Source organism: Mycobacterium sp. NGS64 (assembly GCF_059812245.1).
Genome location: NZ_JCALCI010000005.1, coordinates 171,816 through 187,878 on the forward strand (window position 1 = coordinate 171,816; position 16,063 = coordinate 187,878).

General features: G+C 69.9%; 17 protein-coding genes. 9 read left to right on the forward strand and 8 right to left on the reverse strand.

The annotated features are described in order from the left end of the window. Positions 1 to 3: 3 nt before the first annotated feature. Positions 4 to 1,368, reverse strand: coding sequence for a serine hydrolase (locus tag AC5Y4S_RS22285; RefSeq protein ID WP_500034790.1), 1,365 nt, complete (start codon positions 1,366 to 1,368; stop codon positions 4 to 6). After that, entirely contained in the window at positions 1,343 to 1,663 is a 321-nt protein-coding gene (gene mhuD / locus AC5Y4S_RS22290; RefSeq protein WP_067011383.1) for a mycobilin-forming heme oxygenase MhuD, read from the reverse strand. The genes AC5Y4S_RS22285 and mhuD overlap by 26 nt, the downstream gene beginning before the upstream one ends. A 63-nt stretch (positions 1,664 to 1,726) precedes the next feature. Here mhuD and AC5Y4S_RS22295 point away from each other — a divergent pair, with 63 nt between their 5' ends. After that, on the forward strand, positions 1,727 to 2,494 hold the full coding sequence (locus tag AC5Y4S_RS22295; protein WP_500034791.1) for an alpha/beta fold hydrolase: 768 nt from the start codon (positions 1,727 to 1,729) through the stop codon (positions 2,492 to 2,494). Here AC5Y4S_RS22295 and AC5Y4S_RS22300 read toward each other — a convergent pair. The 3 genes from AC5Y4S_RS22300 to AC5Y4S_RS22310 all read right to left on the reverse strand — a co-directional run bounded on the left by AC5Y4S_RS22300 (position 2,478) and on the right by AC5Y4S_RS22310 (position 5,983). Next, positions 2,478 to 4,175, reverse strand: a complete 1,698-nt coding sequence (locus tag AC5Y4S_RS22300; RefSeq protein WP_500034792.1) for a GMC oxidoreductase — start codon at positions 4,173 to 4,175, stop codon at positions 2,478 to 2,480. The two genes, AC5Y4S_RS22295 and AC5Y4S_RS22300, sit on opposite strands and share 17 nt — an antisense overlap. Further along, positions 4,168 to 4,956, reverse strand: coding sequence for a gluconate 2-dehydrogenase subunit 3 family protein (locus AC5Y4S_RS22305; protein ID WP_500034793.1), 789 nt, complete (start codon positions 4,954 to 4,956; stop codon positions 4,168 to 4,170). Before AC5Y4S_RS22305 ends, AC5Y4S_RS22300 begins: the two co-directional genes overlap by 8 nt. Before the next feature lie 127 nt (positions 4,957 to 5,083). Then, positions 5,084 to 5,983, reverse strand: a complete 900-nt coding sequence (locus AC5Y4S_RS22310; protein ID WP_500034794.1) for an iron-sulfur binding domain-containing protein — start codon at positions 5,981 to 5,983, stop codon at positions 5,084 to 5,086. Here AC5Y4S_RS22310 and AC5Y4S_RS22315 point away from each other — a divergent pair. Together AC5Y4S_RS22315 and AC5Y4S_RS22320 are read left to right on the forward strand one after the other, a co-directional pair. Further along, positions 5,982 to 6,599 carry a carbonic anhydrase gene (locus AC5Y4S_RS22315; RefSeq protein ID WP_500034795.1) on the forward strand — a complete coding sequence of 206 codons (618 nt, stop codon included), beginning with the start codon at positions 5,982 to 5,984 and terminating at the stop codon, positions 6,597 to 6,599. The two genes, AC5Y4S_RS22310 and AC5Y4S_RS22315, sit on opposite strands and share 2 nt — an antisense overlap. A gap of 105 nt (positions 6,600 to 6,704) precedes the next feature. After that, positions 6,705 to 7,520, forward strand: a complete 816-nt coding sequence (locus tag AC5Y4S_RS22320) for a hypothetical protein (RefSeq protein WP_500035003.1) — start codon at positions 6,705 to 6,707, stop codon at positions 7,518 to 7,520. A gap of 6 nt (positions 7,521 to 7,526) precedes the next feature. Here the strand turns inward: AC5Y4S_RS22320 and disA are convergent, their stop codons facing one another. From disA to AC5Y4S_RS22335, 3 genes are read right to left on the reverse strand one after another with little or no spacing between them, the layout of a single operon-like run. Then, positions 7,527 to 8,600: a DNA integrity scanning diadenylate cyclase DisA gene (gene disA / locus AC5Y4S_RS22325; protein WP_067011390.1), complete on the reverse strand. Its 1,074-nt coding sequence runs from the start codon at positions 8,598 to 8,600 to the stop codon at positions 7,527 to 7,529. Then, positions 8,597 to 10,036, reverse strand: a complete 1,440-nt coding sequence (gene radA, locus AC5Y4S_RS22330) for a DNA repair protein RadA (RefSeq protein ID WP_500034796.1) — start codon at positions 10,034 to 10,036, stop codon at positions 8,597 to 8,599. Before radA ends, disA begins: the two co-directional genes overlap by 4 nt. Positions 10,037 to 10,086: 50 nt before the next feature. Continuing rightward, a complete protein-coding gene (locus AC5Y4S_RS22335) occupies positions 10,087 to 10,605 on the reverse strand; it encodes a copper chaperone PCu(A)C domain-containing protein (RefSeq protein WP_068185468.1) in 519 nt (172 codons plus the stop codon). A 290-nt stretch (positions 10,606 to 10,895) separates the two neighbouring features. Between AC5Y4S_RS22335 and carD the strand changes: the two genes are divergently transcribed. From carD to AC5Y4S_RS22365, 6 genes are all read left to right on the forward strand, one after another. Beyond that, a complete protein-coding gene (carD, locus tag AC5Y4S_RS22340) occupies positions 10,896 to 11,384 on the forward strand; it encodes an RNA polymerase-binding transcription factor CarD (protein WP_003419482.1) in 489 nt (162 codons plus the stop codon). A gap of 16 nt (positions 11,385 to 11,400) precedes the next feature. Then, positions 11,401 to 12,087 (forward strand): 2-C-methyl-D-erythritol 4-phosphate cytidylyltransferase, encoded by a 687-nt coding sequence (gene ispD / locus AC5Y4S_RS22345; RefSeq protein ID WP_500034797.1) that lies wholly within the window; start codon positions 11,401 to 11,403, stop codon positions 12,085 to 12,087. After that, on the forward strand, positions 12,084 to 12,575 hold the full coding sequence (gene ispF / locus AC5Y4S_RS22350) for a 2-C-methyl-D-erythritol 2,4-cyclodiphosphate synthase (protein ID WP_068105709.1): 492 nt from the start codon (positions 12,084 to 12,086) through the stop codon (positions 12,573 to 12,575). The genes ispD and ispF overlap by 4 nt, the downstream gene beginning before the upstream one ends. 49 nt (positions 12,576 to 12,624) lie before the next feature. Beyond that, positions 12,625 to 14,031: a cysteine--tRNA ligase gene (gene cysS / locus AC5Y4S_RS22355; protein WP_500034798.1), complete on the forward strand. Its 1,407-nt coding sequence runs from the start codon at positions 12,625 to 12,627 to the stop codon at positions 14,029 to 14,031. Further along, on the forward strand, positions 14,032 to 14,961 hold the full coding sequence (rlmB, locus tag AC5Y4S_RS22360) for a 23S rRNA (guanosine(2251)-2'-O)-methyltransferase RlmB (RefSeq protein ID WP_500034799.1): 930 nt from the start codon (positions 14,032 to 14,034) through the stop codon (positions 14,959 to 14,961). It abuts the gene before it with no gap. Between the two features lie 95 nt (positions 14,962 to 15,056). Beyond that, a complete protein-coding gene (locus tag AC5Y4S_RS22365; RefSeq protein ID WP_500034800.1) occupies positions 15,057 to 16,016 on the forward strand; it encodes a glycerophosphodiester phosphodiesterase in 960 nt (319 codons plus the stop codon). Positions 16,017 to 16,063: the final 47 nt, after the last annotated feature.

Below are 16,063 nucleotides of genomic sequence, written 5' to 3' on the forward strand. Positions count from 1 at the left end.
CGGCTACTTGGGCGCGATCAGCGCGAAGGCCTGCCTGGCGACCTGCAGCATCCAGCCGGTCACTCGGGGGCCGTGATCGCGCGGCCAGTTGAGCTGAAAGCTGACCACCCACGGCTGCTGGTTCTTGTCGACGGCGTACCAGCTGAAGGTCAGATCACCGGGCAGCCCACCGGCTTTCGCGCCGATGTACGGCCAGATGTTGCGGTCCAATTGGATCCCGGCCACCGCGGAAAGGATCTGCCTGACCGGCGCGGCCGGGCCGACCGCGTCGGCTTGCAGCGCCACGTGCACCCGGCAGATGTCCTCGGCGCTGCCGTACCACTCCGCGCCGTAGGCCGACGCCGGGGTGTGGGCATGGGCCGGATCCGGTTGGTAGGGAGTCGAATCCGCCTGCGCCAGCAGCTGGGCGCGCACCTGCTTGGAGCCCTGCTTCCACTGGTCGCGCAGATCAGGTTTGCCCCAGCCGACGGAGAACAGCTCATACATCGTGGGGAACGGCGTCATGCTGCCCGGGTCGTGATGCCCCGCGGTCGCGAGCGCCTCCTCGATGGCGTGCGTTCCCAGTCTTCCGATCAGCAGGTCGGTGGCCATGTTGTCGCTGGTGGCGATCATCTTCTCGGCGGCCGTGCGCACCGAAACCTGTGCTCCCACAGGCAACTCCAACCCCGACGAGCCGACCGCTCGACCCTTCTCGGTGACGGTGAGCTGATCGTCCCACGACACGGTGCCGTCTCGGACGGCGACGGCGACCGCGTGCAGCACGTACAACTTGAAAATCGATGCCAGCGGCAGTGATTCGGCGGTGTTGGTGCCGGCCACGGGGTCGCAGCGGCCGTTGTCGACCTTGGCGGCCTGGTAGGAATAGCGGGCGCCCGTCTTGCTCAGCACGGCGTCGACGTCGCGCCAGGAGTTGATCTTCGGCGGCTGCGTGTCGACGTCGAACCGGTCGACTCGGCCCTCGTCGTCGGTGTGTATCCGAATGTCTTGCCTTGCGCCGTACGACGTCACCAGGTGCAGGGTGGCGACGCTGGCGCCGAGGTCGACGGCATCGAGGGTGAAGGGCCGATCCCACCACAGCCCCTCCATCGTGGTCTCGACCGACTCGACCTTCTCGGGCGCGGCCAGGGTGCCCACCCCGACCGGGCCGATCGGCCAGTCCGAGTTCAGCATGTCCAACGTCTGCTGCGCGCGGATGCCGGGAGGCGTCCGGGTGTCGATCTGCCGGCCCGGGTTCGCCGCGTTCGCCTGCGGGGAGGGGGAGGGGGCGCAACCCGGCGCCAGGGTCACCACCAGCGCCGCCGCGGCGCCCAACGCCGCCACGCGGCGCCGAGCCGATCGGTCGCTAACTACCCTGCTTGCTGCCGGCAACGTCCATCACGACCTCGAATTCCAGCAAAGATGCCCCGGTCGCCACCGGGTTGGCCCGCTCGCCGGCGTGGGCCTCGATGGCGGGACCCTTCGCCCAGGCCTGAAAGGCGTCTTCGGACTCCCAATGCGTCACCACGAAGTAGCGGTTCTCGCCCTTGATCGGGCGCAGCAACTGGAAGCCGAGGAAACCAGGCTGGTTGTCCACCGCGTGCGCGCGGTGGGCGAACCGCTTCTCCAGCTCGGGGCCGGCGTCTGCGGGCACCTCGATTGCATTGATCTTCACCACTTGCGGCATTCCGCAAGGCTACCGCGCCGCCCGCCTTACCTGACTCCCGGGCGGGCCACGCAAGATGGTGATATGCCCAGCGACCTGTTGACCTGCCGCGGCGGCCAGGGCGAGCCATTGGTGCTGGTGCACGGCCTCATGGGCCGCGGCACCACCTGGTCGCGCCAGCTGCCGTGGCTGGCGCGGTTGGGCACCGTCTACACCTACGACGCCCCCTGGCACCGGGGCCGTGACGTCGACGACCCGCACCCGATCAGCACCGAACGCTTCGTCGCCGATCTGGGCGACGCGGTCGGCTCCCTGGGAACGGCGGCCAGACTGGTCGGGCATTCGATGGGCGCCCTGCACTCGTGGTGCCTGGCAGCGGAGCGCCCGGATCTGGTTTCGGCGCTGGTGATCGAGGACATGGCGCCGGACTTCCGCGGGCGCACCACCGGGCCGTGGGAGCCCTGGCTGCACGCCCTTCCGGTCGAATTTGACTCTGCCGAGCAAGTATTCGACGAGTTCGGGCCCGTCGCCGGCCAATATTTCCTGGACGCCTTCGACCGCACCGAACGCGGGTGGCGCCTGCACGGGCACACCCCGCGCTGGATCGAGATCGCGGCCGAATGGGGGACCCGGGACTACTGGGCACAGTGGGCGGCCGTGCGGGCCCCGGCGCTGCTGATCGAGGGCGGCAACTCCGTAACCCCGCCGGGCCAGATGCGGGCGATGGCCGAAACATCCTCCCCGACAACATATCTGCACGTACCGCAGGCCGGTCACCTGATCCACGACGAGGCGCCGCAGGTGTACCGCGAGGCCGTGGAGTCGTTTCTGGCGGTCAGCGCCGACCGGTGATCCCGCGCGCGGTGCGCAGCGCCACCGCCATGAGCGTGTTGGTCGGGTTCTGGCAGCCGGACGTGACGAACACGCTGCCGTCGGCGACAAAAACGTTGTCCATCTGGTGCATTCGCCCGTTGGGGTCGACGACGCTGGTCGCCGGGGACACGCCCATCTGCATCCCGCCCATCACGTGCTTGGTGTTCGGCGGGGTGCCGCCGCCGAGTTTTCGTTCCAGGCCGTCCGGGACGGCGGCGAACAGCTGCGCGCCGGCCGCCGCCATCATCGCGGTGATGGGCACCAGGTAGAACGTCTGCGCCACCGCCTCGTGCCTGCCGGGCGCCCAGGTCACGCGAGCCACCGGTTGGCCGTTGAGGTCCGTGACCGTGGGGTCGAGGGTGACGTTGTTGGCCAGGTACGGCAGGTCCGTGCCGATGAAGTTCACGCCGGCGAGCCGGTCGCGCAGCAGCGAGGCGCGCATCAGGTCCTTGAACGGGCTGCCGAACAGCTGCACCCCGGGCAGGAATCCGAGGATCTCCTGGTAGAACTTGCCCTCGGTGATCGGGTCCTGGCTGCCGCCGAGTTCGCACAGGCCGCCGCGGATGTAGGGCAGCCCGGCCAGCTTCGCCGCGAGCCGGGCCCCGGGGAAGTTGGGGTCGCAGAAATCCTCCATGCACTGCGTGATTGAGCGGCCACGGTAGGCGTGCACTCGCTGGTCGAGGTAGATGCCGAACCCGTCGACGAAGTTGTGGAACATCAGCCGCGCGCCGATCCGCCCGCTGGCGTCGGGCAGGCCGGACAGCAGCGCCAGGCGCGCGGTCTCGATCGCCGACGCGGCCAGCACCACCAGGTCCGCGCTTTCCCCGCCGGGGCTGCCGCGCGGGTCGAGATAGGAGACGCCGGTGGCCCGCCGGCCGGCGAAATTGACCTTGGTGACGGTGGTTTCGGGGCGTAACTGCGCCCGCCCGGTCCGCAGCGCCAGCCGCAGCGGGGCGAGCGCGCCCACCCGGGCCGAGATCGGGCAGCCATAGTTGCTGCAGAAACCGCAGTTGTTGCACGCCGGGCGGCCGTCGTATTCGACCGAATTGATCGCGGTCGGGAACGGATACGGATGTAGCCCGATGCGCTTGGCCCCCTTGGCGATCAGCGTCGACGAGCGCTGCTGTGGCCCGGGCGGCATCGGGTATTGCCGCGAGCGCGGCGCGTGCTTCAACGAGAGCGCGGGAATCGTCCCGACGTCGCCCTGCGTCCCGAGCAGCACCTCGATGATGTCGTAATACGGTGCGATCTCGCTGTATTCGAACGGCCAGTCCTGCACGTCCGCGCCCGGCTGCGGGCCGAGCATCGACAGCCCCTTGAAGTCGATGTCCCAGAACCGCGGCACCTTGGCGTCCCAGTGCACGGTTCCGCCGCCGACGGTCACCGGGAGCTCGTTGACCGGGCCGACGTAGCCAGCGGCCTGGGAGGCGTTGTGCCGGTAGGTGCGCGGGTAGGCGAGCGGGTCCGGCTGCTCGAAGTAGCGGTACAGCGACTTGAGTTCGTCGTTGGCGAATGTCGTCCCGAGCGGACCGGTACCCTCCAGGTTGGTGAAGTAGTTCGATCCCTTCTCGAATATCACGACGTCCCAACCGTTTTCGGCGAGTTCCATCGCCACCGTCGACCCGCCGGCGCCGGAGCCGACGATGACCGCCTTAGGCACTCACGCCGCCCCTTCCGCCCAATTTGCCGATGACCTGTTGCCAGCCCCCGCGGCGCAGGCGGTTGATGATGTCGCTGAGGACGACCACGTCCCACTGAACCGCCTCCACCTCGGCGGGGGTGTATCCGCGCGGCTGGGAGTCCCCGGGGTACTTGATGTCCTTCCAGCCCACCAGGTTCGCGTTGCCGCCGTACTCGGGGACGCTGTACATCGCCTCGATGGTGTGACCGAAAAGCACGCCGGCGAACGTCGCCGCCGGACCGTGGGCCAGGATGAGGTCCTGCTTCACCCCCGGGATCGCGGTGAAGTCGCCGCCGGCCTGCTGGTCGAGTAACGCGATGCCGCTGGTGTATTGGTCGCGCAGCTGGGTCAGGCGCTGCTGCCACGCGTAGGCCTGGGCGCGGTTGAGCGGGACGAAGGTGGCCATGTAGTCCTGTGAGCCGCCGGCGCGATTGCTCCACGGGCCGCCGGCGTGCACGTCGGCGGGCGTGACGTCGAAGACCGACAACATCCGGTCCAGGTAGTTGACGACGTTCGCCTCGTGCGCGCCCGGGCCGAACTCGACCGGGCAGTCCTGCGGCCCGGGGATCAGGCGGCGGGTGGCGGCGTCGAGCACCGCGGCCTGGTGCTGCGTCAGGAAGCGGTAGCCCGGGTCGGCCGACACGACGGGCACGGCGCCCCTCGTGACGGCGGCCAGCGGCAGCAGGCTCAGGCCGCCGAGAACCGCGCGCCGGGACACCGGCGGCAAGCGGGATCCCTGGCCGGCCTCCTCGCTGGGCACATCGGCAGGGTATGACGCGGATATGAGTCTCACGTGGAACGCGCACCGCGCGGCGTGTCGGGTTGCGCGGGGACGGGCCTTTGCGATAACGCCCGGCCGTGTCCCGAAAGCCGTTGCGGTCGCGCGACTATTCCTCGCCGGCCAACGCAAACCGGCCGTCGACGGTCCGGGTCACCAGACCGTCGGCGAGCAACGAGTCCAGGGCCCGGTCGCGCTGCTGCGTATCAGTCAACCAGGCCAGGTCCAGCTCGGCTTGGGTGGCGGGAGAATCCTTGGCGCGCAACACATCCAGCAGCCGACCGCGGACCTGACGGTCGGTCCCGGCGTAGGTCTGTACCCGGCGGGCCGGCCCTTCGGCGGCGGGATAACCGGCACGCCGCCACGCACAGTCGCGAAGCGGACACAACCCGCACCGTGGGGCCCGCGCGGTGCAAACGATCGCGCCCAACTCCATCATCGCCACCGAAAACGTGGGCGCGCGTTCGTCATTGGGCAGTAGTGCCGCGACGTCCGCGTGGTCGCGTGCGGCGGACGGCGCCCCGGCGTCGGCCAGGCCGTGCACGGCGCGGGCCACCACCCGGCGCACGTTGGTGTCCACCACAGGCACCGGGCGGCGGTAGGCGAAGCATGCGATCGCCCGCGCGGTGTAGCTGCCGACGCCGGGCAGCGTGACCAGGACCTCGACGTCATCGGGTACCACGTCGTCGTGGTCGCGCGCGATGACGGTCGCGCACTCGTGCAAGCGCTTGGCCCGCCGTGGATAGCCCAGCTTGCCCCATGCGCGCAGCACGTCGGCCGCGCTGGCCGCGGCCGTCGCCGACGGCGTGGGCCAGCGCCGCACCCAGTCCGGCCAGATCGGCAGCACCCGGGCGACGGGTGTCTGCTGCAGCATGAACTCGCTGACCAGGATCTGCCACGGCGTGACATCCGGTTCCCGCCAGGGCAACTCGCGGCGGGACTGCTCATACCAAACGATGAGCTCGTTCGGGCTGACGTTCATCTTCGTGTGCGGCATGATAAGTGCCATGCCCAACACCAGCCCGGTAACCGCGTGGAAAGCACTCAGAGAGGGTAACGAGCGATTCGTTGCCGGCAAGCCGCAGCATCCCAGCCAAAGCGTCGATCATCGAGCCAGTCTGGCCGCAGGCCAGAACCCGACCGCGATCATCTTCGGCTGTGCGGACAGCCGGGTGGCCGCCGAGCTCATCTTCGACCAGGGGCTGGGTGACGTGTTCGTGGTTCGCACCGCCGGGCAGGCCATCGACTCGGCCGTGCTGGGCTCGATCGAGTATGGAGTGACGGCCCTCAACGTGCCCCTCATCGTGGTTCTGGGTCACAGCAGCTGCGGCGCCGTCAAGGCGACGATCGGCGCGATCGACGAAGGCGCGATACCGGGCGGCTTCGTGCGCGACGTGGTGGAACGCGTCACGCCGTCGATCCTGGCGGGCCGTCGCGAGGGTCTGACCCGCGTCGACGAGTTCGAGGCGCGCCACGTGAAAGAGACCGTGGCGCAACTCATGGCGCGTTCCTCGGCCATCGCTGAGCGGGTGTCGGCGGGCACGGTGGCCATCGCGGGCGTCACCTACCAGCTGGCCGAAGGCAAGGCGGAGCTGGTCGACCGCGTCGGGGATATCGGCGAATAACCGCCGGATTCCGAGCGCCCACTAGCACGGCGGTCGGCCAGCAAACATCGCGACACGCCGGGCCGGATATAACAAATCGGCGTGACCTGGGCCTACGGTGTGATCGTGCTGGATCTGGAACCGCGTGGCCCGCTACCCACCGAGATCTATTGGCGGCGCAGGGGCCTGGCCCTGGGCATCGCGGTCGTCGTGATCGGGGTCGTGGTCGCCACGATCATCGCCTTCATGAGCCACAGCACCGGCGCCAAACCGGCCAGCGTGGGCAAGCCCAGCACCGCCGAAAGCAAGCCGGCCGCGCCCCCGGCCCAGGCGCCTCCCCCGGCGGGGCAGGAGGGCGTCACCCCGGTGGCGCCGCCTGGGCAGAACCCCGAGTCGGTCACGCCTACCGCCGCGGTGCAGCCGCCGCCGGTGCTGAAGGAGGGCGATGACTGCCCCGATTCGACGCTGGCCGTCAAGGGCCTGACCAACGCGCCCCAGTACTTCATCGGCGACCAGCCGAAGTTCACCATGGTCGTCACCAACATCGGCCTGGTGTCCTGCAAGCGCGACGTCGGTGCCGCGGTCTTGGCGGCCTACGTGTACTCGCTGGACAACAAGCGGCTGTGGTCGAACCTGGACTGCGCGCCGTCCAACGAGACCCTGGTGAAGACCTTCACGCCGGGCGAGCAGGTGACGACGGCGGTGACGTGGACCGGCATGGGGTCCGCGCCGCATTGCCCGCTGCCGCGGCCCGCGATCGGGGCGGGCACCTACAACCTCGTCGTGCAGCTGGGCAACCTGCGCTCGATGCCGGTGCCGTTCATCCTGAATCAGCCGCCACCGCCGCCGGGGCCGGTGCCGGGTCAGCCGGGTCAGCCGGCCATGGCGCCGCCGCCGGAGGGGCCGCCGGGGGCCGCCCCGGGCCCGTCTCCCGCGGGCTGACCGAGCTCAGGTGAGCGGATCGGCGATCGTCGACTCCGCCAGCTGCGACAAACCCTCCCGCACGTGGCGGGCCCACATGGTGCCGATGCCGTCGACCGATTGCAGGTCGTTGGCGCTGGCCGCCAGTAGGCCCTGCAGCGTTCCGAAGGTCCGGACCAGCAAGTCCGCGTGGGCGAACTGCAGCCGCGGGATCCCCGCCATCGCGCGGTAGCCGCGCGGGCTGAGCGCCGAGTCCTGCGCCTCGGTCGTCGTCGGGTAGCCGAAAACCTTTGCCAGCGAAGTGAAGTCGAGCAATTCGGTATCCGACAGGGCGTCCAGCTCGTCCAGGGTCGCGGTCATCTGCGCCTCGGACAGCGGCTCGGGGCTGGCGTGGTAGTCGCGCACGATCAGCTCGCGGGCCAGGTCGTTGCCGCCCAGCAACTCCTCGAGCTGCAGCCGCAGCTGCCGCCCGTCGGTGCCGAGCTCGACGCAGTCGTAGTCGATAACCAGCCCGATGCGCCGGACCAACTCGAGCCGCTGCACCACCGTCATCACGTCGCGCAGGGTGACGAAGTCCTCGATCTCCATCCGGGACAGTTGCCTGCTGACCTCGTCGAGCCGGGTCTTGTACCGCTCCAGCGTCGCGATGGCCTGGTTGGCCCGCGACAGGATGGTGGCCGAATCGGCCACCACGTGGCGCTCGCCGTCGACGTAGACGGTGACGATGTTCATCGAGTGGCTGACGGAGATCACCGGGTAGCCGGTCTGGATCGCGGCCCGCTCCGCCGAGCGGTGCCGGGTTCCGGATTCGTCGGTCGGTATCGACGGGTCCGGAACCAGCTGCACGTTGGCCCGGACGATGCGGCTGCCGTCGGTGGACAGCACGACGGCGCCGTCCATCTTGGACAGCTCGCGCAGCCGCGTCGGCGCGTATCGGACGTCGAGGGCGAAGCCGCCGTCGCAGATGGCCTCGACGTTGTCGTCGTTGCCCAGCACGATCAGGGCCCCGGTGCGGCCGCGCAGGATGCGCTCCAGGCCGTCGCGCAGTCCGGTGCCCGGTGCCAGGCGGGCGACGGTCTCACGCAGTGTCGGACGGGTCACAGCGTGTCATTGTGCGGCCCCACCGCGTTATGCGTCCAGCCATTGCCACGCTCGGCGATGGCTTTCATGTGTCGCAGCGCCGCGTCGATGGTGGGTGCGCGCAGCGCTCGCATCCCGTCCGGCACTATCTCGCGGCGAGGATCGTCGCCGTCGGGGATGAGCGCGATGCTGAATCCTTGACGCACGGCTTCGCCCAGCCGTCGTTCCATGCCGCTGACCCGCCGCAGGTCGCCCGCCAGCCCCACCTCACCGATCATCACCGCCGTCGTCGGCAACGGCAGGTCGGAGTACGCCGAGGCCAGCGCCATCGCGACGGCGAGATCCGAGGACGGGTCGGTCAACCGCATGCCGCCCACGGTGGACAGGTAGATGTCGTTCATGGCGACGGCCAGCCTGCCGTGCTTCTCCAGCACTGCGGTGATCATCGCGGCGCGGGAGTGGTCGATGCCGCTGACGGCACGGCGCGGCGAGCCGCCCCCCGGCTTCGAAAAATTAGGGGCCAGCAGCGCCTGGACCTCGCCGATCAGCGGTCGCTTGCCGTCCAGTGTCACCGTGATCGCGGTGCCGGAGACCGGCGCCGGCCGCTGATCCAAAAAGAGGTGCGACGGGTCGGCGACGCCCTCGATTCCGTTGTCGTGCAGGGTGAAGCAGCCGACCTCGTCGGCCGCGCCGAACCGGTTCTTGATGCCGCGGACCATCCGCAGCGTGCCGCTGCGGTCGCCCTCGAAGTGCAGCACCACGTCGACGAGGTGTTCCAGTGAGCGCGGCCCGGCGATGGCGCCGTCCTTGGTGACGTGGCCGACCAGGATCATCGCGACGCCGTTGGCCTTGGCGGCCGCGGTGAGCGCCGCGGTCACCGCGCGCACCTGCGTGACGCCGCCGGGGACGCCGTCGGCCTCGGCGGTGGACATGGTCTGCACCGAGTCCACGATCACCAGCGCGGGCCTGACCGTGGCGATGTGTTCGAGCACCGTGTGCACGTCGGACTCGGCGGCCAGGTACACCTCGTCACCGCCGCAGTTGATCCGGTCGGCGCGCAGCCGGATCTGGCCGGCGGACTCCTCACCGGAGATGTACAGCGCCCGCCGGCCCGACTGGGCCCAGCGGTGGGCGACCTTGAGCAACAGCGTCGACTTGCCCACGCCGGGATCACCGGCCAGCAGCGTGACGGAGCCGGGCACCACGCCGCCCCCGAGCACGCGGTCGAGTTCCCCTATGCCCGTCGAGCGGTGGTGGCTGGCGGTCGGCTCGATGGAACTGATCGGAACGGCCCGCGAAGCCGCCCCCGCGGGACGCCGGGCGCGTCCACCCACCGCGGCGAGCGCGGGCACCTCGTCGACGGTGCCCCAGGTGCCGCATTCCAGGCAGCGACCCACCCATTTAGCGGTGACGTGCTGGCATTCCGAGCAGCGGTATTGGGAGCGCGCATGTGCCACGTCATGACGGTATCGGGCCGGTGTGACAAGCCCGGGAAAGACAGGCCGAGTCAGGCGGGTTGTGCGCCCACTCCCGCCGAAATCGGGACCAGCAAGGTGGCCGGCCCGGCCTTCTCGAAGTTGAAAGTGAAGCTGTAGGTCAGGCCGTTGCTGATCGGCTTGGCCAGGGCCACCGTCGCCTTGACCGCGTTGTTGGACTCGATCGGGCCCGGCGCCACCTTCGGGCCGTCGGGCGTGCCGATGAACAGCATGCCGCCCGCGGGCAGCCGGCCGTCGCCGCCGATCGTCACGGCGCCGACGTCACTGGTGATGCTGACCAGCCGGTCCGGGACGTCGGGCGACTGGTTGACGGCGACCGCCACCAGGTCAACCGTCTTGCCCGGCTGCAGGAAGTCGCCGGTCTGGACGGCTTGCATCCGGACGTCGCGCAGCGCCACGTTGTTGACCGTGACCTTGTTGCCGTTGACCGCCGGTTCCTGGGTGGCCATCTGGGAGATCTGACCGGCTCCGCAACCGCTGAGCAGGGCGGCGACCAGGGCGACCAGACCGACGACGGCGAAGCGGTTCACTCAAAGCCTCCTGCTCGGCTGACCCACCATGTCAGTGGTTCGACTATGCAACTATGCACAGTAGTAGGAAGGTCTTCGCGGCGGTAGCGGAGGGCACCGGACCAGCGCGGCAGGGCCTCGCAGGGGTGGCTGCTCGGGCCCGATCGGGACCGGCGTAGTGTGACCCCTTGCACGTCCCGCTCCGCCTGTCAACCCCTAATCCGCCCGTGTTGTGCCCCTGACCTGCACCGTTGTTCCGCACGCCTAGGGCCGCCGTGCTAGCATGAAGTAACGAAAGGGGCTCGAATCAGATGATCTTCAAGGTCGGCGACACCGTTGTCTATCCACATCACGGTGCTGCGTTAGTCGAGGCGATCGAAACCCGGACCATCAAAGGGGAGCAAAAAGAGTATCTCGTCTTGAAAGTCGCGCAGGGTGACCTGACCGTTCGAGTACCCGCCGAAAACGCCGAGTACGTCGGTGTTCGCGACGTTGTTGGCCAGGAGGGCCTGGACAAGGTCTTCCAGGTTTTGCGCGCTCCCCACACGGAAGAGCCCACCAACTGGTCCCGCCGCTACAAGGCCAACCTGGAAAAGCTCGCCTCCGGCGATGTGAACAAGGTGGCCGAGGTGGTGCGCGACCTGTGGCGCCGCGACCAGGAGCGGGGTCTGTCGGCCGGCGAGAAGCGCATGCTGGCCAAGGCCCGTCAGATCCTGGTCGGTGAGCTGGCGCTAGCCGAGAGCACCGACGACGCCAAGGCGGAGACCATCCTCGACGAGGTTCTGGCCGCCGCTTCCTGAAGGCCCTGACGCTCTGGTGGCCGACGAAACCGGCGTCCCGGGCAAAGTAGTTGCAATCGTCCCGGCCGCGGGGTCGGGTCAGCGGCTGGCCGCCGGCATCCCGAAAGCGTTCTGTGAACTCGACGGGCGCACCCTGCTGGAGTGCGCCGTCGCCGGGCTGCTGGATTCCGGCGCCGTCGACCACGTCGTGGTGGCGGTGCCCGCCGACCGCATCGACCAGGCCGGGCAGCTGCTGGGTGACCGGGCCGCCGTCGTCGCAGGCGGCGCCGACCGCACCGAAACGGTGCGCCTGGCGCTGTCCGCCCTGCCCGCGTCTGTTGAGTTCGTCCTCGTGCACGACGCCGCCCGCGCTTTGACGCCGCCCGGGCTGATCGTGCGGGTGGTCGACGCGTTGCGGTCCGGCCACGCGGCCGTCGTGCCCGCGTTGCCGCTGTCTGACACCATCAAGGCCGTGGATGCCAACGGGATGGTCCTGGGCACGCCGGAGCGGGCCGGCCTGCGCGCCGTGCAGACGCCGCAGGGCTTCGCCACCGATCTGCTGCTGCGCGCCTACGAGCGCGCGGGGACCGCCGGCTTCACCGACGACGCGTCGCTGGTCGAACACGTCGGCGGCCAGGTGCAGGTGGTCGACGGCGACCCGCTTGCCTTCAAGATCACCACCCGGCTGGATCTGTTGCTGGCGCAAACGGTCGTGCGGCGGTGACCGAGCTGCCGCGGGTCGGCGTGGGCACCGACGTGCACCCGATCGAACCCGGGCGGCCGTGCTGGCTTCTGGGGCTGCTGTTTCCCGACGACGACGGCTGCGCCGGCCACTCCGACGGCGACGTGGGCGCGCACGCACTGTGCGATGCGCTGTTGTCGGCCGCCGGGCTGGGTGATGTGGGGGCGGTGTTCGGCGTCGATGACCCGCGCGTCAAAGGCATCACCGGCGCCGACATGTTGCGGCACGTCGTCGCGCTCGTTTCCCGCCAGGGCTACCGGGTCGGCAACGCCGCCGTGCAGGTGATCGGCAACCGCCCCAAGGTGGGCCCGCGGCGGGCCGAGGCGCAGGAGGTCCTGTCGCGTCTGGTGGGGGCGCCGGTCTCGGTGTCGGCGACGACGACCGACGGGCTGGGTCTGACGGGGCGCGGCGAAGGGTTGGCCGCGATCGCGACCGCGCTCGTGGTGCGCAATCGAGTGAGCGTCCTGTAGGCCACGCGCTCGGCCGGGCGCCCCGAAGTACCCGGTAAGCTGGCACGTCGTGACCGATCGCCCCCACTTGCGGCTTCATGACACGGCAGCCGGTGCCGTGCGTGATTTCGTTCCGCTGCGCGACGGGCACGTCTCCATCTACCTCTGCGGCGCCACGGTTCAGGGCCTGCCGCACATCGGGCACGTCCGCAGCGGGGTGGCCTTCGACATCCTGCGCCGCTGGCTGATCGCCCGCGGCTACGACGTGGCGTTCATCCGCAACGTGACCGACATCGAGGACAAGATTCTGGCCAAGGCCGCCGCGGCCGGCCGGCCATGGTGGGAGTGGGCGGCCACCTACGAACGGGCCTTTAGCGCCGCCTACGATGCCCTGGACGTCATGCCGCCGTCGGCGGAGCCGCGGGCCACCGGGCACATCACCCAGATGGTCGAATTAATGGAACGCCTGATCGAAACCGGCCACGCGTACGCCGCGGCCGGTGACGTGTACTTCGACGTGCTCAGCTACCCGGAGTACGGCGCGTTGTCCGGGCACCGGGTCGACGACGTCCACCAGGGGGAGGGCGTGGCGACCGGCAAGCGCGACCAGCGCGACTTCACCCTGTGGAAGGGCGAAAAGCCCGGCGAGCCGTCATGGCCCTCACCGTGGGGGCGGGGGCGTCCCGGCTGGCACCTGGAATGCTCGGCGATGGCGCGCACCTACCTCGGGCCGGAATTCGACATCCACTGCGGCGGAATGGACCTGATCTTCCCGCACCACGAGAACGAGATCGCGCAGAGCCGCGCCGCCGGCGACGGCTTCGCCCGCTACTGGCTGCACAACGGCTGGGTGACCATGGGCGGCGAGAAGATGAGCAAGTCGCTGGGCAACGTGCTGGCCATACCGGCGATGTTGCAGCGGGTGCGCCCGGCCGAACTGCGCTACTACCTGGGCAGCGCCCACTACCGGTCGATGCTGGAATTCTCTGAAACCGCCCTGCAGGATGCCGTGAAAGCCTATGTCGGAGTGGAGGAGTTCCTGCACCGCGTCCGCAGCCGCGTCGGCGCCTTCGAGCCGGGCGAGTGGACGCCCAAGTTCGCCGCGGCCCTCGACGACGACCTGGCGGTGCCGATCGCGCTGGCCGAGGTGCACCACGCCCGCGCCGAAGGCAACCGGGCGTTGGATTCGGGCGACCACGAGGGCGCCCTGAAGCACGCCGGCGCCATCCGCGCGATGATGGGCATCCTGGGCTGCGATCCCCTCGACGAACGCTGGGAGACCCGCGACGAGACGTCGGCCGCGCTGGCCGCCGTCGACGTGTTGGTGGCGGCCGAGATCGAAAACCGTGAAAAGGCTCGCCAGCAACGTAATTGGGCGCTCGCCGACGAGATCCGGGATCGGCTCAAGAACGCCGGCATCGAGGTCACCGACACCGCCGACGGCCCGCAGTGGACGCTGGGCGGTGACGTCAAGTAGATGGCCGGCAACTCGCGGCGCCGCGGGGCGGTACGCAAACCCGGCACCAAGAAGGGCGCAGTCGTCGGCTCGGGCGGCCAGCGCCGCCGGGGGCTGGAGGGCCGCGGTCCCACCCCGCCGGCGCATCTGCGCCCCAACCACCCCGCCGCCAGGCGCACCCAGAGCCAGCCGCGCCGGCCCGCCAAGCGCACCGATGAGACCGAAACGGTGCTGGGCCGCAACCCGGTGCTGGAGTGCCTGCGCGCCGGCGTCCCCGCGACCGCGCTCTACGTCGCGCTGGGCACCGAGGCCGACGAGCGGCTCACCGAATCCGTCTCCCGCGCCGCGGATTTGGGCATCGCGATCCTCGAGGTGCCGCGCACCGACCTGGACAGGATGACCACGAATCACCTGCACCAGGGCATCGCGCTGCAGGTGCCGCCGTACGACTACGCCCATCCCGACGACCTGCTCACGGCCGCGGCCGGATCGCCGCCCGCGCTGCTGGTCGCGCTGGACAACATCTCCGATCCCCGCAACCTCGGCGCCATCGTCCGCTCCGTCGCAGCGTTCGGCGGCCACGGCGTGCTGATCCCGCAGCGGCGATCGGCCTCGGTGACGGCGGTGGCCTGGCGCACCAGCGCCGGGGCCGCGGCCCGACTGCGAGTGGCGCGAGCTCCGAATCTGACTCGGGCGCTCAAGAATTGGGCCGACAGCGGGTTGCGCGTCATCGGGCTGGACGCCGACGGCGACACCACGCTCGACGACCTCGACGGCACCGACCCGCTGGTGATGGTCGTCGGCTCGGAGGGCAAGGGCCTGTCCCGGTTGGTTCGGCAGACCTGCGACCAGGTGGTCTCGATTCCCATGGCGGGCCGAACCGAATCGCTGAACGCCTCGGTGGCCGCCGGGGTGGTGCTCGCCGAAATCGCCCGCCAGCGCAGGGGCTGAGTCCTCTGGCCGAGCTGGGGGCACCTCCCGCTTGCGGGGGAACACAAAAGCCCCCGACACGCCGAAGAGTTGGGGGCTTTTGCGTCTGCTCGCGAATGTGGGCCGTGGCGCTGCTGGCGTTGGCGGTGCTGCTTGCCGGGCCGGCTTCCGCGGAAGCGCCCGAATTCGACCTGCAGGCCCACCGCGGCGGGCGCGGCGAGACGACGGAGGAATCGCTGCGGGCATTCGCCAAGTCGCTCGAACTTGGGGTCAGCACACTGGAACTCGACATCGTCTTGAGCAAGGACAGCCAGCCGCTGGTGTGGCACGACCCGACGATCGAGGCGGGCAAGTGCGCCGACACCGGGCCGGCGTTCGCCGGCGACCCCGACTACCCCTACGTCGGGAAGCTGGTGCACGAGCTCACCCTGGCGCAGATCCGCACGCTCGACTGCGGCAAGCGGCTCGCCGAGTTTCCCGACGCGGAGGTGGTGCGCGGCAACAAGGTCGCGACGCTGCCGGAGGTTTTCGCGCTCGCCGACTCGTACCGGGCCGGCGTGCGCTACAACGTCGAAACCAAGGTCGAAGCCGACCACCCGGGCGCGTCGGCCGAACCGCAGGAATTCGTCGACGTGATCCTGGCCGTCGTCCGGGCGGCCGGCAAGGTCGACCGCGTGGAGATCCAGAGCTTCGACTGGCGAACCCTGCCCATGGTGCACCGGGCCGAGCCGTCAATCCCGTTGGTGGCCCTGTACAACGAGGAGACCTGGGTGCCGGGCTCGCCGTGGCTGAACGGCATCGACGCCGGCGCCGTCGGCGACCCGATGCTCGGGGCGCTGCTGGTCGGCGCCAACGCCGTCTCGCCAAACTATGCGCTGGTCACCGGAAAGCCCTACGTCGATCACGCGCATACGTTGGGGCTCAAGGTGATTCCGTGGACGGTCAACGACGCCGACGCCATGCGCCAGCAGATCGCCTACGGCGTGGACGGCATCATCACCGACTTCCCGACGCGGGCGCGCGCCGTCATGGCCGCGCTCGGCATGCCGCTGCCGCAGGCCTACCCTCACGCTTAATGCGGTCGCGGCATCGCATCTGCCCAGACGATATGCCCTTCGAAGCC